The following is a 21,069-nucleotide window of genomic DNA, read 5'->3' as shown; positions in this document are numbered from 1 at the left end:
CGGGGGATTAGCGGGGGGAGGGGAAAAGCGGGTCCGATGTGGTGTGGCGGGCTGTGTTAATCTCGACCATATTGCCGGTTTTGCAATGAGCGCGAAAGGAAGCCATGTCGAGATCCGCATTGAGTGCCAAGGTGTTTGCCGTCTACCTGTTCGTCGTCGGACCCGTGCTGGTGTTCGCGCCGAATATGCTGCTGTCGCTGTTCGGGATCGCGCCCACGGGTGAGGTCTGGATACGCGTCGTCGGCCTCCTCGTGTTCTGTCTCGGTGTGTATATCTGGATTTGCGCCGGGTTCAGGCCGTTTCTCGAAGCATCGGTCTACACGCGCGTGCTCGTGTTCGTCGTGTTTCTCGTATTCGCGATCAAGGGCCTCGTCAGTCCGATGATCGTGCTGTTCGGCGTGATCGATCTGTGCGGGGGACTCTGGACGTGGTTCGCGCTGAAAGCCGATGCGCGCGCGGCGGAACCCGCGCCGGCGGCGCAGCAGTGACGGGTGTCGAGGCAATAAAAAAGGCTGTGTTCGCGTTAGTTATGTGAACTGAATCTGGTTGCGGAGGTCATACGCATTGTCGAGTTAACTCATGAGGAGTGACGATGCGCAGCCTGACGATCGACGAAGTGTTCGCCAAGTTGTCGGCGGTACAGCTGTCGGCTTCCGACCTGATCCGGCTGCGCGAATGGATCGCGGGCCTCGCGCACCCGGCGGAATGCATCGCGCTGATAGAACAGGCCGCCAGAGGCCGGCCATGCCCGCGCTGCGGCTGTGGCCGCGTACACCGCTGCGGCCAGGCGAGCGGCCTGCAGCGTTTTCGTTGCCTCGCCTGCGGACGCAGCTATAACGCCCTGACCGGCACGCCGCTCGCACGCCTGCGCAAGAAAGAGCTTTGGCTGCCGTACTTGCAATGCGTCCTGGAGTCGCGCACGGTGCGCGACGCCGCGCGCGTGACCGGCGTGCACCGGACGACCAGCTTCCGGTGGCGCCACCGGTTCGTACCCGGCGCGATGCGCGACCGGCCGGCAATGTTGGCGACCATCGTCGAGGCCGACGAAACCTATCGCCTGGAATCGCAGAAGGGTTCGCGCAACCTGACACGACCGCCGAGAAAGCGCGGCGGCGTGGCCAGCCGGCGCGGGATCAACGGGGAACACGACTGCCTGCTCATCGCGCGCGACCGCAGCGGGCAGACGCTGGACTTTCACACAGGCCGCGGACAAGTGACCGTCGCGCAATTGCATGCGTGCCTCAAGCCGGTCTTGCCGGCCGACGTGCTGCTGATCAGCGACGGGGCCGTCGCGTATCGCCGTTTTGCCGAACAAGCGGGCGTCACGCACGAGGCCGTGAACGTGAAGGCCGGCATCCGGGCGCGCGGCGCCATCCACATCCAGAACGTCAACGGCTGGCACAGCCGCTTCAGGAGCTGGCTGGTGCGGTTTCGCGGTGTCGCGAGCCGCTACCTCATCAATTATTCGGGCTGGCAACGGCTGCTGGATGCGCGGCGCCTGACGACGCCCGCGCACCTGCTGTGCGCTGCGGCCCGGCTCGGCTAAGGCGGCTGCGCCCGTTTACCTAAATATCGCGAACACAGCCATAAAAAACCGCGCACGAGGCGCGGTTGTTATCGTTCGATGCTGCGATCAGCGGTGCCAGCCGCCGCGATCGTGGCCGCGATCCCCGCCGCGGTCATGGTCCCAGCCGCGATGCCAGCCACGGTCGTGATCGTAGCCGCGACCGCGTTCGACGACGACGACGTCCGGGCGCGCGTCATAGTAATAGCGCTGCGGCTCGACGTACACGGGGCGCGATTCGACGTACACCGGACGGGACTCGACGTAGGTCGGTGCCGCTTGGTAATAGCCGCCGGAATAGCCGCCGGAATAGCCGCCTGAGGAGGCGTAGCCGCGGTTGCGGTAGTAATAGTCGTCGTTCGTGCGGGCGGAGTTGCCGACCGCGGCACCGATGACGCCGCCGACGATGGCGCCGTTGCGGCCACCCACGCCACCGCCGATGGCGGCGCCGGCCAGCGCGCCGACGACCGTGTTCACACCCCGATCGTCAGCCATCGCCGTGGAGGACACGGCAGCTGCGGCCAGGAGCATGGCACCAATGCATTTTTTCTTCAACATGGCTTGTTCCTTGCGCCTCAACGGGGGATCGGGATGATCACGACTACGCCAGGCATGCAAGCATCATAGATCCGGCACCGGATGGTGCCACGCGTTAATACAGATTATTACATGTGCTTCCGGCGCTGTAACATGAGTAACGGGAAACATGTATCTGCCCTTGCAGTCGGCGCCGGCTGCCCCATCTTGGAAGGATTATCGACTGACCTGACCCCACCATGGCGCGCCGACGTTCTTTCGTTTCCATTCTTGCCATCCTGGTGCTGTTGCATGCGTACATCGGGCTGCGGCTGTTGCCCGCCATGGGCGCCGGCCCGTTCGGGATGCTGGCGGGGACGGTGCTGCTTGCCATCTCGGCCGCGCTCGTGCGCATCGGCCTCGTCGCGCCGAGCCTGCGCCGCACGCGCTGGTCCGAACCGCTGACGTGGGCCGGGTTGCTGTCCATGGGTTTCTTTTCCTCGCTGTTCGTGCTGACGCTCGTGCGCGACGTCGTGCTGCTGGCAATGGCGCTCGGCGGCGGCGCCGGACCGGGGTTCACCCATGACAGCGCCGTCGCCGTGCCGCTGCTGGCGCTGGCCGTCACGTTTATCGGCTTCATCAATGCCCGGCGCGTGGCGCGCGTCGTCAGGGTCGAGGTGCCGATCGACGGCCTGCCCGAAGACCTGCACGGGTATTCGATCGCGCAGATTTCCGACATCCACGTCGGCCCCACGATCCGCCGGCCCTACCTGAACGCCATCGTCACGAAGGTCAACGCGCTCAAGCCGGACGCCATCGCCATCACGGGCGACCTCGTCGACGGCACCGTGCAGCGCCTGGCCCTGCACACGGAACCGCTGGCGCGACTGTCGGCGCCGGACGGCGCCTTCTTCGTCACGGGCAACCACGAATACTATTCCGGCGTCGAGCAATGGGTGACGGAGGTGCGCCGCCTGGGCCTGCGCGTGCTGATGAACGAGCACGTGATCCGGCGCCGGGGCGGCGCGACGATCATGATCGCCGGCGTCACCGACTACACGGCCCAGCACTTCGATCCCGCCCACAAGAGCGATCCGCACCAGGCCGCCGCCGGCGCGCCGGACGACGTCGCCGTGCGCATCCTGCTGGCCCACCAGCCGCGCAGCGCGCCGGCCGCGGCCGAGGCGGGCTTCGACCTGCAATTGTCCGGCCATACGCACGGCGGCCAGTTCTTTCCGTGGAATCTGTTCGTGCCGTTGCAGCAACCGTTCGTGGCCGGCCTGAACCGCGTGCGCTCGCTGTGGGTGTACACGAGCCGCGGCACCGGCTATTGGGGACCGCCCAAGCGCTTCGGCGCGCCGTCCGAGATCACGCTCGTGCGCCTGGTGCCCGGCCGCGTGTGAGGGCCCGCGCACGGGGTAAATATATGTACGCCAATATATTTCCACAAACACAGTGGGATGCGTTATCGTTTTGGCTTCTTCACCGACCAAAGGATTGCACGCATGAACCGCCGCCTCCGTCTTCCCGCCCTGAGCCTGATCGCCGCCGCCGCATGCATGCTGGGCGCCACCGCGAATGCCGCCAATCCCGGCAATGATCCGGCCGCGCTCGCCAAGGTGCGCGATACGGCGCTGCAGAGCGATTACGCCTACCAGCGGCTGGAAGACTTGACGGACCTGGTCGGCCCGCGCCTGTCGGGCTCGCCCGGCGCGGCCGCCGCGGTGACCCAGGTCGCCGCTGAATTGCGCAAGCTGGGCGCCAAGGTCACGCTGCAGCCGATCAAGGTGCCGCACTGGGTGCGCGGGGAAGAGAAGGCGGCGCTCGTCGACTACCAGGGCCGGCCGGCCGGCGTCACGCAAAAGGTCGTGCTGACGGCGCTGGGCGGCTCGGGCGCGACACCGGCCGCCGGCATCACGGCGCCCGTGATCGTCGTGCGCACCTTCGAGGAACTCAAGGCGCGCGCGGCCGAGGTCAAGGGCCGCATCGTGCTGTTCGACGTGCCGTTCGACCAGAACATGGCGGACCGCGGCCTGGCCGGCACCGCATATGGCCAGGCCGTCGCCTTCCGCGGGGCGGGCCCGCGCATGGCGGCCGAGATGGGTGCCGTGGCGGCCCTCGTGCGCGCCGTCGGCGGCGCCGCTTATCGTATCCCGCACACGGGCCTGACCTTGCTCAAGGACGATGCGCGCATTCCGGCGGCGGCCGTCACGATCGAGGATTCGCTGCTGATCGGCCGCCTGTCGAAGCGCGGCCCCGTCACCATGCACCTGACGCTGACGCCGCAGATCCTGCCGGATGCCGACAGCTATAACGTGATCGCCGACTGGCCGGGCACCGACAAGGGCGACGAGATCGTGCTCGTGTCCGGCCACCTGGATTCGTGGGACCTCGCGACGGGCGCGAACGACGACGGCTCCGGCGTCGTCAGCGCGATGGGCGTGATCGACACGCTGCGCAAGCTGGACTACCACGCGCACCGCACGATCCGCGTCGTCGCCTGGATGAACGAGGAGAATGGCGGGCGCGGCGGGCATACCTATGACGCCGTCAACAAGAAAGTCGCCGACAAGCATTTTGCCGCATACGAGGACGACGGCGGTTCGGGCCGTCCGTTCGGCCTGCACGCGGGCGTCGGCCTGGCGGGCGCCAAGCTGCTGGCGCCGCTGCAGGCGGCCCTGTATCCGATGGGCGCGGGTGCGTTCCGGCGCGACGACGTCGTCGGTTCCGGCGACCTGCACGACCTGGAGGATTCCGGCGTGCCGAGCTTCGAGCCGTGGATCGATTCTGCCGATTACTTCAATTATCACCATACCCCCGCCGATACCTTCGATAAGGTGAACCCGGAAAACCTGCGCCGCCACGTCGCCGTGATGGCGACGACGGCCTGGTTCCTGGCCAATATGGACCAGCCGCTCGGCCGCTCCAACGCCGCGACCGACGCGAAGGCCGCCAAGTAACACGGTCGTCGACGGACGCCGCGCACGTCCACGCGTGCGCGTTCCTATGCCTCCCGTCCTCCCGCCGCGTCGTTGCCGACGCGGTGCCTCCCGCGTTACCCGGCGTCGATGCGCCGGATCGATCGCGCGTGGCCGCGGAACGGCCGGCCGTACACGGTCTGGATGCCGCTGGCAAAATTCTGCCCCCAGACCAGTTGCGGCCGCGTGTCGTGCGGTTCGCTCGACCAGTACCAGACGCGCTCGAAGCGCTCGCGCAGGTTGGCGAACAGCAGGGCAAGTTCGCGCCGCGTCGGCAGCTCCCCATCCTGCGCGGCGGCCCATTCGCGCGCGGCCGGCCAGCTGACGTCGGACGTTTCGTCCGCCAGCAGCACGAGGTGGTAGTCGGACTCGCCGTTCTTGCCGAGTATCAGGCCGGCATAGGCTTCGCCTTCCTTCAACATTCCTTGGATCCTCAGGTAATCACCCATTGCGCAATCCTTTCGTCATGTCTTCATGTCTTGCGGTCTTTGTATGACCATCGATCGCCGCGCTTGGTTGCGACGTTCGATACGACCTAGCTCATAACGGAGTGCGCTGCAGTGGTTCTCAACTTTTCGCCGACGCTGTTCAAAGGCAAGTGTTAAATGGGCGCGCGGGCGTCACCCGTCTCTTCCGCCAAAGTTTGCAGTTGCAAATCAGTAAGCTGTTGATTCTGCGGAGTAATGTTGTTTAGCAACTCGTTACTATGGGAAATTTTTTTTCGAAAAGGTTGAACTAAGGCAGTTTCCTTGCGTCAAAGGGTTATCTTCACTTTTTAATGCAAGGAAACTTCCCGATGAAAAAACTGCTGACCATTGCCTCGAACGCCCGCCTGAACACCCTGCTGTCCTGCAGCGCCGCAGTCCTGTTGTCCGCCGGCGGCAGCGCCATGGCGATGACCACGCCGGCCACCACGTATAACTACTACGTGTCGCCGACCGGCTCGGACACGGCTGCAGGCACGAAGGCCGCGCCGTTCAAGACCCTGGCCCGCGCCGCCAAGGCCGCGACGCGCGCCGGCACCACCGTCTGGGTTGCACCGGGCACCTACGCCGGCGGCATCAAGACCACGTACAGCGGCACCAGCTCGGCCCGCATCTACTGGGTGTCGACGACGAAGTGGGGCGCCAGGATCGTCCCGCCGGCCAGCTCGACCAACAACAATGCGTGGGACAACCGCGGCAACTACGTGAGCATCATCGGCTTCGACGTCGACGGCACCAACTCGGGCAGCGGCACGAAGTGGACCCACGGTATCTACACGGGCGGTTCGTACGGCATGATCGCCGACAACCACATCCACAACATCGCGAAGTCCGTGACCTGCACGAGCGCAGGCGGTTCGGCGATCGGCGTGGACAGCTATTACCACGGCGTCATGACGGATGTGATCGGCAACGTCGTCAACGACATCGGCCCTGCCGGCTGCACGTATGTCCAGGGCATCTACTTCAGCACCTCGGGCTCGATCAAGAACAACCTGGTGTACCGCGTGGGCGCTGTGGCGATCCACCTGTGGCACGACGCCAATCACGTGACCATCACCAACAACACGGCGACGGCATCGAACTTCGGCATGGTCATCGGCGGCGGCGACTTCTATTACACGTCGGCAGGCGCGAATTACATCTTCGTTGCGAACAACATCGTGTACGACAACAAGTACGGCATCTCGGAGCAGGGCGTGACCGGCAAGCAGAACGTGTACAAGAACAATCTCGTGACCAAGAACTCGACGTACAACATTTCACTGCGCAATGGCCTCGCCGCCACCGCGACGGTCAGCTCGGACCCGCTGTTCAAAGGCGATTCGCGCACCGCGACGACGCCCGACTTCCACCTGACCTCCAGCTCGCCGGCAATCGGCCGCGGTACCGCGACGAATGCCTACCCGACCGACCTGGACGGCAAGCCCCGTAACGCCACCACGGGTTACGACATCGGCGCCTACCAGCACTGATCCGGTCACTCACCCGGTAGTACCGGTCCGCCTTGCCGGACCCCAAGCGCCCGCGGCGGCCTGCCGCGGGTTCGCTTCCCAGTGTTGCGCCTGCTGACACCGACGCTGCCGGCCTCGCGCCAGCGGCAGGGGAACCCACGCACTCAAGGAATGTAAATGAAACAACGACTCAATATCGCGTCCGACACCCGTATCAACGCACTGCTGTGCAGCAGCGCCGCCGTTCTCCTGGCCGCGTGCGGCGCCGCCGGCGCCGCGTCGGCCCAGACGACGGCCCATGTCTACACCATGACGGGCGCCGCATCGAAGGATTTCGCCCTGACGGGCTACGACACCAATCCGCTGGCTGGTGCCGGCTCGCTCAACGGCGCGATCGCCAGCGCGGCCGCGGGCGCCGCCGGGGCACAGCCCAGACTGCTCGCCAGCGTCGCGACCGCCAACCCGTCGTCGTCCGCCGTGACCACGGCAACCACCGAGGTGACCCAGCTGTACCAGAGCCTGCTTGGCCGCGCGCCGGATGCGGCCGGCCTCGCGTACTGGAGCCAGGCCGTGGCCAGCGGCGTGCCGCTCTCCGCCGTCGAAGCTGCCATCCGCAGCAGTGCCGAATACATAAGCCTGCATAATACGGCGGGCTCGACGGTGACGGTGCCAGCGACGCCGTATAACTACTACGTGTCGCCGACCGGCTCGGACACGGCCGCGGGCACGAAGGCCGCACCGTTCAAGACCCTGGCCCGCGCCGCCAAGGCCGCGACCCGCGCCGGCACCACGGTCTGGGTTGCGCCGGGCACGTACGCCGGCGGCATCAAGACCACGTACAGCGGCACCAGCTCGGCCCGCATCTACTGGGTGTCGACGACGAAGTGGGGCGCCAAGGTGGTGCCGCCGGCCAGCTCGACCAACAATAATGCGTGGGACAACCGCGGCAACTATGTGAGCATCATCGGCTTCGACGTCGACGGCACCAACTCGGGCAGCGGCACGAAGTGGACCCACGGTATCTACACGGGCGGCTCATACGGCATGATCGCGGACAACCACATCCATAACGTCGCCAAGTCCGTCGCATGCACGAGCGCCGGCGGTTCGGCGATCGGCGTGGACAGCTATTACCATGGCGTGATGACGGATGTGATCGGCAACGTCGTCAACGACATCGGCCCGGCCGGCTGCACGTACGTTCAGGGCATCTACTTCAGCACGTCGGGCACGATCAAGAACAACCTGGTGTACCGCGTGGGCGCGGTGGCGATCCACCTGTGGCACGACGCCACCAACGTGATCATCACCAACAACACGGCGGCGGCATCGAACTTCGGCATGGTGATCGGCGGCGGCGACTTTTACCACACGTCGGCCGGAGCGAACAACATCTTCGTCGCGAACAACATCGTGTACGACAATAAGTACGGGATCTCGGAGCAGGGCGTGACCGGCAAGCAGAACGTCTACAAGAACAACCTGATCTACAAGAACACGACGTACAACACGTCGCTGCGCAATGGCCTCGTCGCCACGGCGACGGTCGGCTCCGACCCGCTGTTCAAGGGCTATTCGCGCACCGCCGCGGCGCCCGATTTTCACCTGACCACGAGCTCGCCGGCAATCGGCCGCGGTACCGCGACGAACGCCTACCCGACCGACCTGGACGGCAAGGCCCGTAACGCCACCACGGGTTACGACATCGGCGCCTACCAGCACTAAGCCTGTCGCGCCCCTGGACTCTCCGGGGGCGTCGCAAGCGGCGGCCCGCATGCCTTCCGGTGTGCGGGCCGTTTGTGTTGGAGCGGTCGGTGCGTCAATCGTCGAGGGGCGTGGTGATGCCTGGTCCGTCCGCCCCGGCGCGATTCACGGCCGTGCTGACCTTGTACCAGTCGAACGCGTCGGGCGGCACGGCGGCATGGCGCGCCAGTTCGATCGCCTGTTCCGGCGGCAGGTCCGGATCGAGCCACAGCTTCGCGGCCTCGGCGTCCAGCACGACCGGGCGGCGGTCGTGGATGTCCAGCATGCCGCCCGACGCGTCGTCCGTGACGATGACGAAGCCCGCTTCCGCCCGGTTTTCCGCGAAGGGGCCGAAGTTGGCCACAGCCAGCATGAACAGCGGTTGATGATCCTTGCGGTGGATGTGCCAGGGTTGCTTGTGCCCCTTTTCTCCCGTCCATTCATACCAGCCCTCGGCCGGCACGATGCCGCGCCCGTTCTTGACGAGCCGCGACCAATAACGGTTGGCCAGTTTTTCCAGACGCGCGTTGATGACGATCGGCACCTTGCCCTCGGCCCATTTGGCGCGATAGCTCCAGAACACATCGTCCACGCGGTGCTCGCCGTCCTGCACGTGCATGACGGGCCGATAGGTGCCCGGCGCCGCGTTCGGCGTCGGCCTCGACTCGCTGTCGAGCACGGCGTCGGTCCAGCCGATCAGGTTTGCGTAATGGCGCGCCGTCTGGCTTTGGTCAAATCGTCCACACATGGGGCGATGGTAGCGCAGATGGGCGATGGTGGCCGTCCGTTAGGGCGAATCGTGGCCATGCGATGTCTGTGCGTCAGCGCAAGGTTGGCCGCATTTGCAGAGGCAAAAAATCAATAAAAATACAATTTGTTAATATTTATGAAGGCAAAAAACCAACAAAAGATACAATTTGTTAATATTTGTTGTAATTGTGATTATTGGAGAGATTTTGATCTCGAGATCCGAATATACTCGCGGCAACGTAATACATTTGGGTAAATCTTATTTCTTGATGGGATGTCGGTGAATATCGAGCAATTGGCCGCAGTCGGACTTCAGGGCGACATGTCACGAACTGCCAGCATCAGTCATAACCTGGCCAATGTCTTGACGCCAGGCTTCAAGGCGACCCGGATCATGCCGTCCGGATTTTCCCTTCAACTCTCCGCTGCATCCTCAGGCTTCGCGCCGACGTTTGTGCCTGCACCCGCCGCGACGACCTCGATCGATGCTTTGCCGGGGGCGCTGCGGCCGACTTCGACTGCGAGCGACGTGGCGATTGAAGGCGATAGCTGGTTTGAATTGGCGGGTGGCCAAGGTAGTGTGTATACGAAGGTCGGGCGCCTGTCCGTCGGACGGGACGGGACCTTGCTTGGCCCGGGCAACCTGCCGATCATGGGGGACGGTGGCGCGATGCACCTCGACAATGCCCCTTTCTCGGTCAGCGCAACCGGCGAGGTCGTCCAGAACGGTGTCAGTATCGGTACGTTGCGCCGGGTTCGGATCGAGCACGCACAGTCGATGATCGCGATGGGCGATGGCGTCTATCTTCCCGGCGCCGCTCGGGTCAGCGATGCTCGCGCCGCCGATACCGTTCGAAGCGGGGTCCTGGAAGCGTCCAATGTCGACAGCGCCGGAGAGATGGTCCGCTTGACGGAAACCGTACGGCATTTCGAGAGCCTGCAAAAGATCGTGCAAGGTTACGACGCCACACTCGAGGCGACGATTCGCAAGTTGGGAGAATTTTGATGGATGACGCGCTTTACATCGCGGCGACGGGCATGCAGGCACATCAGAGAAGTGTCGAAACGATCGCCAACAACCTCGCGAATATCAGTACGCCGGGGTACAAAAAATCCCGCGTCAACTTCGCCGACATGGTCTATCGCAATCTCGCGCCGACGCCCCCCGGTCTCGATCAGCCCAATGCCGCGCCGGCCTGGCTGGGTACTGGCGTCACGATCGCGTCTTTGGCGAAAGTCTACAGCCAGGGCGAGATCAAGCAGACGGGGCGCGCGATGGACGTTGCCATCAATGGTGAAGGTTTCATTGAGGCGAGCGCTGAAGACGGTGCTCTGGTCTATGGGCGCGGCGGCACGCTGAGCGTCGACAAGGACGGTATGCTCTGCCTGGCGGATGGTTACCCGATCAATCCGCCGATCCACGTCGGGACCGGGGCCGCCGCCATCACGATCGGAAAAGACGGCACGGTCCAGGTCACGCCATCGGATGGGGCAGCGCCGTTCGAAGCCGGACGGATCGATCTGGTGCGTTTTGCCGATCAGGCCGGCCTGGTTGGGCTCGGGAATAATTTGTACCGGGCATCGGAACAGTCGGGCGACGCGATCGCGTACCGCACTGCCGAAGACGGCGCCGGCTCGCTGGCGCAGGGGTATGTCGAAAGCTCCAACGTGAGCCTCGCTGAGGAAATGGTCAACCTGACCATCGCTCAACGCGCTTACGAGAGCAGCATCAAGGTGATCCAGGCTGCCGACGAGATGCTCGCAATGAGCAACAACCTCCGGAAATAGGTGGGTTATGCGCCTGCAGAACATGTGGCCGGCCGCGATGCTGATCGCTCTCCAGGCGAGCGCCGCGGTTCCCACCTGTCTGAAGGATACGGTCGACGTGACAGGACCGGAGATCCGCCTGGGGGATCTCCTGTCGTCGGGTGCGGAGCAGTTGGGTGCGGACGTAGCCGGAACGCGCGTCGGCATGGCGCCGCGTCCCGGCAACGTCGGCCGCGTCGGACGTGCGGATCTGGAACGACTGATCCTGGCGCGATCGCCATCTGCGCAAATTCGCTGGTGCGGCGCCGAGCAGGTCGTCGTGCGTGTCGCCATCGATCGTGTTTCCGGCCACGAGATTTCCCGGAAGGTTGTGGAGGAGCTTGCGCGCCAACTGCGCCCTTCCTATCCGAATGTGGTCGTGCGTCCCGACGGCGAGATCCCGGATGTCGCAATCAGGACAGGGGCCTATGCGCTTTCCGTCAGGCCGCTTGGCGCGGGACGGCCCCAGGCACGGATGCTGGCCTGGGTGGACATCATGCGCCGGGGAGCCGTGGTGCGCAGCGTCGCGGTGCCGGTGGCGGTGTCCGCGCAAGGACGAGCGTGGTTTGCAATTCATGATCTCCCGGTGGGCGCCGTGCTCGGCAAGGAGGACGTCGAACCGCGCGTTACGGACCTGCTGGCGCACGATGACGTGCTGGCCGAATCCGAGCCCGTGCTCGGTCGCCGCAGCGCGTTGGCGGTGCGTGCGGAACAGCCTTTGCACACGCGTGACGTGGCAAGGAAAGACGAAGTCATGCTCGGGGATACCGTCCGCGTGCTGGCGGGAACCGGCGCGGTCCGCATCGAAATGACGGGCATTGCGGCAAACCGGGCGGGGCAGGGACAGCGGGTATCGGTACGCACCGGTAACGGGAACGCGGTCGAAGGTCGAGTACAGGGAACGGGGTGGGTGGTCGTTGAATGAATAATCGAAATTTGCTGGCGCTGCTGGCGTCAATCGTGATCGGGGCCGGTGCCCATGCCGACAGCCTGTACAAGCCCGGCAGCTTCCATGCACTGACATCGGATGTGCGAATCCGCCACATCGGCGACCTGATCACTGTAATGGTCTATGAAAATTCGAGCGCAAGCAGCTCGGCGAACACCACGGCCGCGCGCAATGCCAGCGTCGGCCTTGGCGTGAACGCCCAACGCCACAGCTATGCCGGCTCGATCACGACCGCCAATCAAACCGACGGTGGCGGCCGCACCGCGCGCGAAGGCCAGGTGCTGGCACAGCTGACGGTCGGCGTACGGGAAATCATGCCGAACGGCGATTTGGTCATCGTCGGTGAACAGATGGTCGACATCAATAACGAGCGTCAACGCATTACGGTCGAAGGCCGCGTGCGCCCGCAGGACATCTCGGAGACGAACGTGGTGATGTCGACCCGCATCGCCGACGCGCGCATCAGCTATGCCGGACAGGGCGACATGGCCGACCGCCAACGGCCGGCATGGTGGCAGCGCTTCCTCAGCTTATTCGGAGTGTAAGGATGCGGCGCCTGTTGTTTTGCCTGCTGCTCCTCGGCCTCGCGTGCGCACAGGCGTATGCCGAGCCGATCCGCATCAAGGACATCGGAAGAATGTCGGGATGGCGCGAGAACGCGCTGAACGGTTATGGCCTCGTCACCGGACTGGCCGGAACCGGAGATTCTTCGCGCAATCGCGCGACCCGACAATCGATCGCCAACATGTTGTCGCGCTTCGACCTGACCATTACGGCGGACGACATGCAGAGCCGTAACGTGGCCGCGGTCATGGTCACCGCGACGTTGCCGCCGTTCGCACGTGCGGGCGACACCATCGACGTGACCGTCACCTCGATCGGCGATGCGCGCAGCCTGGTCGGCGGGACCTTGATCCTCGCCCCGCTGAAGGGACCGGACGGCCAGATCTACGCGCTGGCCCAGGGCGCATTGGCCGTCGGCGGCTACAAGTACGACATGAACGGTAACGTCGTCCAGAAGAACCATCCGACGGTTGCTTCGATTCCGGGCGGCGCCAGTATCGAGGTTGGTGTGAAGGCGCGGATGCAGAGCGACCATCATACCGTGACTTTTGTCTTGTCGGACCCCGACTACACCACGGCAACCCGCGTCGCCGCCGCCATCAACGCCCGGTTCGGCACCCGGCTGGCGTCGGCCCAGGACGCGGAAGGGATCGAGGTGGCAGTGCCGGAAAACCGGCGCGGCCAGCTGGCCGATTTCATCACGGCCATTGAAAACGTCATGGTGGAACCGGACCGGCGCGCGCGCGTGGTCATCAACGAACGCACCGGCACCGTGGTGGCGGGCGGCGATGTGCGGATCTCGAAAGTCGCGGTCACGCAAGGCGACTTGCGCGTGTCGATCGTCACCGACAACACCGTTTCGCAACCGCTGACGGTGTCGTACGCCGGACAGTCCGGCCAGGCCCTGCGCGTGGCAAACAGCCGTGTGGACGTGGAAGAACGGTCGGAAACCGGTTTCGTCGGCGCCAATAACAATACGGTCGGCGACCTGGTGCAGACCCTGGTTCGCCTGAAAACCAACACACGGGACATCATCTCGATCCTGCGTGCCGTGAAGGCGGCGGGAGCGATGCATGCCGAACTTATTGTGCAGTAATCGAAATTCAGGAGAATTCGTGGTACCTCTCATCGATAATGGAACGATCGCACTCACGGGACTTGCCCTGGATGCCACTGTGATGCGCCATCGTGCCATCGCGCAGAACATCGCCAATGCCAATACGCCCGGTTACCGTGCCGTGGAAGTGAGCTTCGAGACGCATGTGCGGGCACTGCAGTCAGCGGGGGGAGAGGGCGGGCCCACGCCGCAGGCGCTGGCCGCGCTGCGTCCGCAAATGCGCCTCGCCGATACCGGCCAGGTCAGCCTGGACACCCAGATGGTGCAGTTGGCCGAGAACACACTGCATCACGAGGCGCTGCTCAAGGCGCTCAATAAAGAGTTCGCCATCATGAGTGCCGCGATCGGCGAAGGGAAACGCTGATGGACTACCTGTCGGCTTTCCAGATCAGCGCCAGCGGCATGGCGGTCGAAAAGATGCGGCTCGACCTGACCACGGCGAACATTGCGGCCATGCACACCGCCGCGCCCAACGCGGCTTCGGTCTATCGTCCCATGCATGTCGTGGCCCAGGCCGTGCCCCTGTCCTTCGCGCAGCGTTTCGGCGAGATGTCCGTGTCGGGTGGCGGCGCCAGGATCGTTGCCGTGCAAGGCGACGCGAGCCCGCCGCGCCAGGTCTATGAACCTGGGCATCCGTATGCCGATGCCAAGGGCTTCGTCAATTATCCTGCGGTCGACCAGGTGGCCGAGATGTTGAATGTGAATACCGCGTTGCGCGCCTACGAAGCGAATGTCGCGGCAATGAGTGCGGCGCGCACGATGGCGGCGCGTGCACTGGATATCGGGGGGGCGCAATGACCATTGAAGCAATCGCGGCGGCCGGTTCGATCGCCGCTCCGGCGAACCTCGCGCCAGCCGTGTCCGCTGCCCAGGGCGGCGGCTTCGGCGCCTGGTTCACGCAAGAGCTCGGCCAGGTCAACCAGACCCTTGCCGTGGCGGAGCAGGACGTCCGCCACATGGCCGCCGGGCAGGTCGAAAACCTGCACCAGGTGATGATCCACCTCGAGGAGGCCAAGCTGTCCTTCCAGCTGCTGGCCCAGGTTCGTAACCATCTTCTTGACGCCTACCAGGAAGTCATGCGTACGCAGGTGTAGGAATGGAAAGCGCAATGAAAGACATCTGGGCCGGCCTCGACCGGCGTGCCCGAGCGGCCCTGCTGGTCGGCGGCGCCGTGATCGCCTGCGGTGCGATCGCGCTCGGCGTGTGGGCCTATCGGCCGAACTACCAGGTATTGTTTGCCGATCTGGCGCCGCGCGACGCCGCCGCCATGACGGCCGAACTGGACAAGCTCAAGACGCCTTACCGCCTCGGCGGCGACGGCAACACGATCCTGGTGCCCCAGGACCAGGTCTACAAGCTTCGCCTGAAGCTGATGGGGCGCGAGACGCCATTATATGGAGCGGTCGGGTTCGAGGTCTTCAACAACGCGGACCTCGGCATGAGCGAATTCGTCCAGAAAGTCAATTATCAGCGCGCCGTGCAAGGCGAGTTGACGCGCACGATCCAGGCCCTCGACGAAGTGCAGGCGGCCAGGGTGCATCTGGCGATTCCCGAGCAGGGCCTGTTCAAGCGTTCGCAGACGAAGGCCAAGGCCTCGGTGACGCTGACGCTCAAGCCTGGGGCCGTCCTGTCTGCGGCGCAGGTGGTCGGCATTCAGCGCCTGGTGGCGGCTTCGGTGCCTGACATCACGACGGGCGCCGTCACCGTGCTGGACCAGCGCGGCCTGGCATTGACCCGGCCGGCGGACGGCGACGATAGCGGCGCACAGGGCGCCAACGCGCAGCTCGACGCCAAACGCAGCACCGAGGACTACATGCTCAAGAAGGTCAATGGCGTCCTCGACCGGATGTTCGGCGCGGGCCAGGCGATCGCCAGCGTCGACGCGGTCCTGAACCTGGACCAGTCGAAAGTCACCACCGAAGAGGTGCTGCCAGGCCACGGAAGTGCGGTTCAGGGCGGCCCGGCCGGCGTGGTGGTGCGCGAGCGCCATTCGGCGCAGGGCGGACCGGCGGGAGACGCCACGGCCAAGACGGAAACCCGCACGGAGAACTCGAACGACGAAGCCGAGTATCAGGTCGGGCGGCGCGTCGAGCAACTCGCGGTTGCCAGCGGCAGCGTCAAGCGCTTGAGTGTGGCGGTCGTGGTGCGCCATCCGCTGCGCGGCGCGCAGGCGGACGAACTGAAGGAACTGCTCGCGTCAGCGGTCGGCCTGAATGCGCAGCGCGGCGACACCATGGTGGTGCGCTCGCTCGACCAGTTTGCCGGACCAGTGGGAGACAGCGGGACGATGGCCGACGCCCGCCAGGCGGACCACGCGGTCCCCGAGCCTTCGCCGCTGCCGGCACCTGCACCGGCGCCGGCCGACCCGCGCCGCGCTGCCGTCGGCTGGTACTGGATACCGGTGCTCGCCGTGCTGTCCTTCCTGGCCGCGTTCGCCGTCATCCGGCGCCGCCGCGACCCGGTGGTCGTGGCGGTGGCGCCGCAACTGGACGATGCGGCGCGCACGGCCATGCTGCGCCAGGTGCGCGCATGGATCGACACCGAAAGCGTGGCACGACAGCCGGAGCCGCGCGGATGAGGGGCTATCGACAGGCGGCGGTTGCGCTGCACGGCATGAACCGGGAGGATCGCGCCTGGCTGCTGGGTGAGCTGGACAGGGGCCAGTGCGCGGTCCTGGAAGGCCTGATGCGCGAGCTGGACGAACTCGGCTTTCCCGCTGCGCCCGATCTCGCCGGCAGTGACCTCGGTGGTCCGGCCGTGCCCTTGAACGGCCCGCGTGAAACGCTTGCGCTCGCGCCTGCGGAGGACGTGGCCGCCGTGCTGGAGCGTGAGCCCGTGCTGTTGGTGGCGCAGCTGCTTAACGTGTGCGACTGGCCGTGGACTGAGCAGCTGTTGGCGTCCCTGGCCGCGCCGCGCCGGTCCGCGATACGTGCGGCGATGGCGGGTGTGTCGGCGGCGCCGTCGCGCGACCGTTTTTTGATCGAACAGCTGGCTGCCCGACTGGGCCGCCAAGCGACGCCCGTGGACGTGCGCCCGGCGCGCGGCACTTCCATCGTCGAACGGGTGCGTCGATGGATCCGATAATTCGCTCCATGCCGATAGGTGGCATGCCGCGTGCGCTCGCGCGAGCCCGGCCGGTGCCTGTGGCGCCGCCGGCCGCGATGGCACCGGTCCCGCCGGTGCATGCGCCCGTGGTGCCGCCGACAGTCCAGGCGCCGCCCGTTGCGCCGGCACAGTCGTTCGCCGAGGAGCTGGAACAGCAGGTGGCGCTTGCGCGTGCCGAGCTTGCGCGTGACATGGCCGCCGAGCTCGAACGCGAGCGCGAGCACATGCGGGAGGAGGCCAGGCAGGCGAGCGCGCGCGAACGCGAGGAAGCCCGGCGCGAAGGTTATGTGTTCGGACAGGAGCAAGCCGCGGCCGAGGCGAAAGCCGCGCTCCGGCAGGAAGCCGACCGCTTGAGCTCGACCGTGGCGAGCCTGGACCAAGAGCGCGCGAAGGTATTGGCGCAAGCCGAGGACGACGTGGTCGAGATCGTGTTTTGCGCCGTCACCCGTTTTCTCGGCACGGCGCTGGCCGGGCGCGAGCAGGTTGCGGCTCTGGTGAATCATCTGTTGGCGGAGGTCCGCGGTACAGGCGGCCTGACGCTTCGCCTGCATCCGGACGACGCGGAACTGCTCGCTGCGAATGCTGCGGGAGGCAACGCGTTCGGACAAGACGTTGTCCTGCGTGCAGACACCGACGTGGTGTTGGGCGGCTGCATGATCGACAGTCCCGTGGGACACCTGGATCTGCGCCTGGAAACCCTGCTCGAGCAGTTGCGCGACACGCTGTTGGCCGTGCGTGCGGCGAGGGCCGGAGGGAGTCGCCCATGATGCAGGCCTATCGGGACGCGGTACGCACGATGCCGCTGGGATGCCGAACCGGCCGGGTGACGGGCGTCGTGGGAACGAGCGTCGAATCCGCGGGACCGGACGTCACCCTCGGCGAGGTGTGCGAACTCGTGTTGGGCGACGGCAGCCGCGTGCTGGCCGAAGCGGTAGGCCTGCGGCCCGGCAAGGTGGTGTTGATGCCGTACCGGGAACTCCGCGGCGTTGCCGTCGGCGACGAGGTACTGGCGACCGGCCGGCCGGCCGGCGTTGCGGTCGGCAAGGGATTGCTCGGACGGGTCATCGATGCTTTCGGGCAGCCGCTGGACGGCAAGCCCGTCCCTGTGGCGCAAGCCACGCGGCCGCTGCAAGCGGAGCCGCTCAATCCACTGACCAGGCCGCGCATCGGCACCGTGCTCGAGACCGGCGTACGCGCGATCGACGGCCTGCTGCCGCTCGGCCGCGGCCAACGGGTGGGCATCTTCGCGGGCAGCGGCGTCGGCAAGAGTACCTTGCTCGGCATGCTGGCACGCGAGGTGAGGGCGGACATCAACGTCATCGCCCTGATCGGCGAGCGTGGCCGCGAAGTGCGCGAATTCATCGAGAATCACCTCGGTCCGGCCGGCATCGAGCGCAGCGTGGTGGTGGTCGCGACATCCGACCAGCCGGCGCTGGCCCGCGCACGGGCGGCCTACACCGCGACCGCCGTCGCCGAGTTTTTCCGTGAATCGGGGAGTGACGTGCTGCTGCTGATGGATTCGATCACGCGCCTGGCGATGGCACGCCGGGAGATCGGGCTGGCGTCCGGCGAGCCCCCGACGGCGCGCGGCTATACCCCTTCCGTGTTCGCCGAGATTCCTGCCCTGTGCGAACGCTGCGGCACCGCGGCTTCCGGCGGCTCGATCACGGCGCTCTACACCGTGCTGGTCGAAGGCGATGACTTCAATGAGCCGATCTCGGATATCGTGCGCGCCACGCTGGACGGTCACATCATGCTGACGCGCGAACTGGCCCACGAGGGCCGCTTCCCGGCAATCGACGTATTGCAGAGTGCGAGCCGCCTCGCTTCCGACCTGGCGACGCCGGACGAACGCGCCACGATGGCCCAGGTCGTCGAGCTGCTGGCGACTTATGAAAGAAACCGGCAGATGGTCGAGATGGGCGCCTATCGAGCGGGAAGCAATGCGGGCATCGACCAGGCCATCCGCCTGGTCCCGGCCATCGTCGCGGTCCTGCGCCAGCGCGTGGACGAATCGTCCGGGCGGTCGCAGACGCTCGCGTTGCTGCGCCGCGCACTCGCCGAGGTGGCCGCATGAAGCGTTTCGTTTACCGGCTCGAGCCCGTGTTGCGGCAACGCGAGTGGGCGCTGCGCGATGCGCAGGCGGCATTGGCCGAGGCGAATGAGCAGGTGGCGCAGCAGGAACGCGAGGTCGCCGCCGTACTCGATCGTTACAAAGGTGCGCTTGACGATTGGACCGCCCTGGTGGGTGCCGGCCGCGAGTGTGGCGTCGATGTGTATGCGCGCCAGGCGGCTTATGCCGCCGACGTCGCGACCCGCCTCGCTGACGACCGGGCGGCGCTGGCCGAGCGGGTCACGGTGCGCGACGCCACCGCCGCGCTGCTTGCCGCGCGCCGCCGCGAAGTCGATGCGGCGGACGACCATCGTGCGCGCTCGCATGCGCGCTTCCGGCAGGTCATCGCCGTCAAGGAATTTGCGGACGCCGATGACCGCTGGATCGACCCAAGCAGGAAAGAGGAGCGATGAATATCAAAGCTGAGATGACCGACAGTCCGTCGCCGGACCGGCTCGACCGCCGGCACGCCCAGGCCCGTCATGACCGTTGGGCCCTCGAGATGGACCGGGCGCTGTTTTCGGCGGCGCCGGCGGCGCCGGTCCGGCAGCCGGGACTGTATGCCTGGCAATCCCCGTCCGAGAGCCCGACGGCACCGCGTGCTATTGCGCAGGATCCGATGCGACATATGGCATCGGATCGGTCTGGCGCCGCACGAGCACAGGACGACGATCGCGAACCATCGTTGCAGCCCGACGGCAGTGGTGTCGTCATGGGTGCGCCGAACGTCGCACGCGGGACAGTCGCGGGTGTTGTTGATGCTTCGGCCGGCGATGCGCCTGCGTCATTCGCGGCAGGTCCTGCGGCGGCGGCCGGACCGACATCGGCCGTCCCCAGCGCCCTCCAGTCGTCCGCCATGCCGCAGGTGACCGGCGCCGCGGGCCAGCCCGCAAGCGCCGCCGGCACCGTGCCGCCCGCCATCGCTTCCGTGCCGCAGGCGGGCATCGGCGGCGTCACCGCGGCGCCGGGGGGGCCGCTGCCGGGCATGGGCGGCCCCGGCGCGGTGCCGCTCCAGGCCCCCATCGTCGCCGACTCCGCAAACACGGTGGAGCGATCGGAAACCTTCGCCATGCCGCAAGCGACGTCCCGCACCCAGGGTCCCGCTGCCGGCGGCGGCGTGGCGCTGTTCGCACCCTTGCCGGACGGTTCGACGAGCCAGGCCGAGGTGTCCCATGAAGAAGAGGAGCCGACTGGCGCCCGTCCCGGCAGCGAGGTTGGCGTGGAGTCCGGCGAAGAGTACGCGCAGCGCCTGTTGCACCTGTACGAACACAACGGCGACGTCCAGGCCTGGATACGCGACGCGCAATTGCAGCCGACCCAGGCGCGCGCCGTTGCGCAGGCGCTGGCCATGCAGTTGTCGGTCCAGGGAACACGACTTGCGACGCTGACGATCAACGGCCGTGAAGTCGAATTGTCGACCGAGCCGGGCCAATCGCATCCGGTCGCGGATTTGTTTGATCAACGATTGACGGACGCGGCGGCCGCCTCGTCCCCTGACCAAGGAGATTCCCCAGCATGACTATCAGTGCCGCAACCGCGGTCGGACCGAGCCAGACTTCGCAGTCGAGCAATATCGGCATCGAGGACTTCTTGAAAATCCTGAGTGCCCAGCTGAACAACCAGGATCCGCTCAAGCCGGTCGACAACACCGAATTCGTCGCTCAGATCGCCCAGTTCGCGTCGCTCGAACAAAGCCGTGAGCTGAACAGCAAGATCGATTCTTTGTTGTCGAGCCAGGCGTCGACGCAGTCGATCGGATTGCTCGGCAAGACGATCGATGCAAATTTTGGCGGGCAACTGCTGACCGGCCGCGTGAGTGCCCTGTCCATGACGTCGGGTCAGCCGACGCTCACGGTGACGACCAGTTCCGGCGCGTTCCAGGACGGTATCGGCCTTTCCCAGATCGTCAACATCCGCTAGGAGTC

At 66.0% G+C, this 21,069-nt stretch carries 24 protein-coding genes; 21 read left to right on the top strand and 3 right to left on the bottom strand.

What is annotated here, in order from left to right; translation table 11 throughout:
• The first annotated feature begins 104 nt into the window (after positions 1-104).
• Positions 105-488 carry a hypothetical protein gene (locus tag U9J41_RS09880; protein WP_322402021.1) on the top strand — a complete coding sequence of 128 codons (384 nt, stop codon included), beginning with the start codon at positions 105-107 and terminating at the stop codon, positions 486-488.
• Between the two features lie 104 nt (positions 489-592).
• Positions 593-1,546, top strand: a complete 954-nt coding sequence (locus tag U9J41_RS09875) for an IS1595 family transposase (RefSeq protein WP_322402020.1) — start codon at positions 593-595, stop codon at positions 1,544-1,546.
• Between the two features lie 87 nt (positions 1,547-1,633).
• Here U9J41_RS09875 and U9J41_RS09870 read toward each other — a convergent pair whose 3' ends face one another.
• Positions 1,634-2,122, bottom strand: a complete 489-nt coding sequence (locus U9J41_RS09870; protein WP_322402019.1) for a glycine zipper domain-containing protein — start codon at positions 2,120-2,122, stop codon at positions 1,634-1,636.
• 218 nt (positions 2,123-2,340) lie between these two features.
• Here U9J41_RS09870 and U9J41_RS09865 point away from each other — a divergent pair, with 218 nt between their 5' ends.
• Both U9J41_RS09865 and U9J41_RS09860 read left to right on the top strand, forming a co-directional pair.
• A complete protein-coding gene (locus U9J41_RS09865; RefSeq protein WP_322402018.1) occupies positions 2,341-3,483 on the top strand; it encodes a metallophosphoesterase in 1,143 nt (380 codons plus the stop codon).
• Between the two features lie 102 nt (positions 3,484-3,585).
• Positions 3,586-5,040 carry a M28 family peptidase gene (locus U9J41_RS09860; protein ID WP_322402017.1) on the top strand — a complete coding sequence of 485 codons (1,455 nt, stop codon included), beginning with the start codon at positions 3,586-3,588 and terminating at the stop codon, positions 5,038-5,040.
• 95 nt (positions 5,041-5,135) lie between these two features.
• Here the strand turns inward: U9J41_RS09860 and U9J41_RS09855 are convergent, their stop codons facing one another.
• The gene (locus tag U9J41_RS09855; RefSeq protein ID WP_322402016.1) at positions 5,136-5,480 is read right to left on the bottom strand and encodes an Lcl C-terminal domain-containing protein; all 345 of its coding nucleotides are present in this window, start codon (positions 5,478-5,480) and stop codon (positions 5,136-5,138) included.
• Positions 5,481-5,854: 374 nt separating this feature from the next.
• On the opposite strand from U9J41_RS09855, the gene U9J41_RS09850 reads away from it, so the two are divergent.
• Both U9J41_RS09850 and U9J41_RS09845 read left to right on the top strand, forming a co-directional pair.
• On the top strand, positions 5,855-7,018 hold the full coding sequence (locus tag U9J41_RS09850) for a choice-of-anchor Q domain-containing protein (RefSeq protein WP_322402015.1): 1,164 nt from the start codon (positions 5,855-5,857) through the stop codon (positions 7,016-7,018).
• A gap of 156 nt (positions 7,019-7,174) precedes the next feature.
• Positions 7,175-8,722, top strand: a complete 1,548-nt coding sequence (locus U9J41_RS09845) for a choice-of-anchor Q domain-containing protein (RefSeq protein ID WP_322402014.1) — start codon at positions 7,175-7,177, stop codon at positions 8,720-8,722.
• Positions 8,723-8,816: 94 nt separating this feature from the next.
• Here the strand turns inward: U9J41_RS09845 and U9J41_RS09840 are convergent, their stop codons facing one another.
• A complete protein-coding gene (locus U9J41_RS09840) occupies positions 8,817-9,488 on the bottom strand; it encodes an SOS response-associated peptidase (protein WP_322402013.1) in 672 nt (223 codons plus the stop codon).
• 282 nt (positions 9,489-9,770) lie between these two features.
• Here U9J41_RS09840 and U9J41_RS09835 point away from each other — a divergent pair, with 282 nt between their 5' ends.
• Genes U9J41_RS09835 through U9J41_RS09765 form a run of 15 tightly spaced genes read left to right on the top strand, consistent with a single transcriptional unit; the run spans position 9,771 to position 21,064 of the window.
• Positions 9,771-10,496 carry a flagellar hook-basal body protein gene (locus U9J41_RS09835; RefSeq protein WP_322402012.1) on the top strand — a complete coding sequence of 242 codons (726 nt, stop codon included), beginning with the start codon at positions 9,771-9,773 and terminating at the stop codon, positions 10,494-10,496.
• Positions 10,496-11,278 (top strand): flagellar basal-body rod protein FlgG, encoded by a 783-nt coding sequence (gene flgG / locus U9J41_RS09830; RefSeq protein ID WP_322402011.1) that lies wholly within the window; start codon positions 10,496-10,498, stop codon positions 11,276-11,278. Before U9J41_RS09835 ends, flgG begins: the two co-directional genes overlap by 1 nt.
• Positions 11,279-11,285: 7 nt before the next feature.
• The gene (gene flgA, locus U9J41_RS09825; protein ID WP_322402010.1) at positions 11,286-12,221 is read left to right on the top strand and encodes a flagellar basal body P-ring formation chaperone FlgA; all 936 of its coding nucleotides are present in this window, start codon (positions 11,286-11,288) and stop codon (positions 12,219-12,221) included.
• Positions 12,218-12,790, top strand: a complete 573-nt coding sequence (locus U9J41_RS09820; RefSeq protein WP_322402009.1) for a flagellar basal body L-ring protein FlgH — start codon at positions 12,218-12,220, stop codon at positions 12,788-12,790. Before flgA ends, U9J41_RS09820 begins: the two co-directional genes overlap by 4 nt.
• A gap of 2 nt (positions 12,791-12,792) precedes the next feature.
• A complete protein-coding gene (locus tag U9J41_RS09815) occupies positions 12,793-13,905 on the top strand; it encodes a flagellar basal body P-ring protein FlgI (RefSeq protein ID WP_322402008.1) in 1,113 nt (370 codons plus the stop codon).
• Positions 13,906-13,924: 19 nt separating this feature from the next.
• Positions 13,925-14,290 (top strand): flagellar basal body rod protein FlgB, encoded by a 366-nt coding sequence (locus U9J41_RS09810; RefSeq protein WP_322402007.1) that lies wholly within the window; start codon positions 13,925-13,927, stop codon positions 14,288-14,290.
• On the top strand, positions 14,290-14,724 hold the full coding sequence (gene flgC / locus U9J41_RS09805) for a flagellar basal body rod protein FlgC (RefSeq protein ID WP_322402006.1): 435 nt from the start codon (positions 14,290-14,292) through the stop codon (positions 14,722-14,724). Before U9J41_RS09810 ends, flgC begins: the two co-directional genes overlap by 1 nt.
• Positions 14,721-15,020, top strand: coding sequence for a flagellar hook-basal body complex protein FliE (fliE, locus tag U9J41_RS09800; protein ID WP_322402005.1), 300 nt, complete (start codon positions 14,721-14,723; stop codon positions 15,018-15,020). The genes flgC and fliE overlap by 4 nt, the downstream gene beginning before the upstream one ends.
• Before the next feature lie 14 nt (positions 15,021-15,034).
• Positions 15,035-16,504 carry a flagellar basal-body MS-ring/collar protein FliF gene (fliF, locus tag U9J41_RS09795; RefSeq protein WP_322402004.1) on the top strand — a complete coding sequence of 490 codons (1,470 nt, stop codon included), beginning with the start codon at positions 15,035-15,037 and terminating at the stop codon, positions 16,502-16,504.
• Positions 16,501-17,010: a hypothetical protein gene (locus U9J41_RS09790; RefSeq protein ID WP_322402003.1), complete on the top strand. Its 510-nt coding sequence runs from the start codon at positions 16,501-16,503 to the stop codon at positions 17,008-17,010. The genes fliF and U9J41_RS09790 overlap by 4 nt, the downstream gene beginning before the upstream one ends.
• 23 nt (positions 17,011-17,033) lie before the next feature.
• Positions 17,034-17,798 (top strand): FliH/SctL family protein, encoded by a 765-nt coding sequence (locus U9J41_RS09785; RefSeq protein WP_322402002.1) that lies wholly within the window; start codon positions 17,034-17,036, stop codon positions 17,796-17,798.
• On the top strand, positions 17,795-19,108 hold the full coding sequence (locus U9J41_RS09780) for a FliI/YscN family ATPase (RefSeq protein WP_322402001.1): 1,314 nt from the start codon (positions 17,795-17,797) through the stop codon (positions 19,106-19,108). Before U9J41_RS09785 ends, U9J41_RS09780 begins: the two co-directional genes overlap by 4 nt.
• Positions 19,105-19,557 (top strand): hypothetical protein, encoded by a 453-nt coding sequence (locus U9J41_RS09775; protein ID WP_322402000.1) that lies wholly within the window; start codon positions 19,105-19,107, stop codon positions 19,555-19,557. The genes U9J41_RS09780 and U9J41_RS09775 overlap by 4 nt, the downstream gene beginning before the upstream one ends.
• On the top strand, positions 19,554-20,663 hold the full coding sequence (locus U9J41_RS09770) for a hypothetical protein (protein WP_322401999.1): 1,110 nt from the start codon (positions 19,554-19,556) through the stop codon (positions 20,661-20,663). Before U9J41_RS09775 ends, U9J41_RS09770 begins: the two co-directional genes overlap by 4 nt.
• Positions 20,660-21,064, top strand: a complete 405-nt coding sequence (locus U9J41_RS09765; protein ID WP_322401998.1) for a flagellar hook capping FlgD N-terminal domain-containing protein — start codon at positions 20,660-20,662, stop codon at positions 21,062-21,064. Before U9J41_RS09770 ends, U9J41_RS09765 begins: the two co-directional genes overlap by 4 nt.
• The last annotated feature ends 5 nt before the right edge of the window (positions 21,065-21,069 follow it).

The sequence above is a fragment of the Massilia luteola genome (genome assembly GCF_034420155.1).
In the GTDB taxonomy this organism is placed as follows: Bacteria; Pseudomonadota; Gammaproteobacteria; order Burkholderiales; family Burkholderiaceae_D; genus Telluria; species Telluria luteola.
Note: the sequence above shows the minus strand (reverse complement) of the source record. Positions and strands in the feature narration are given on the sequence as shown.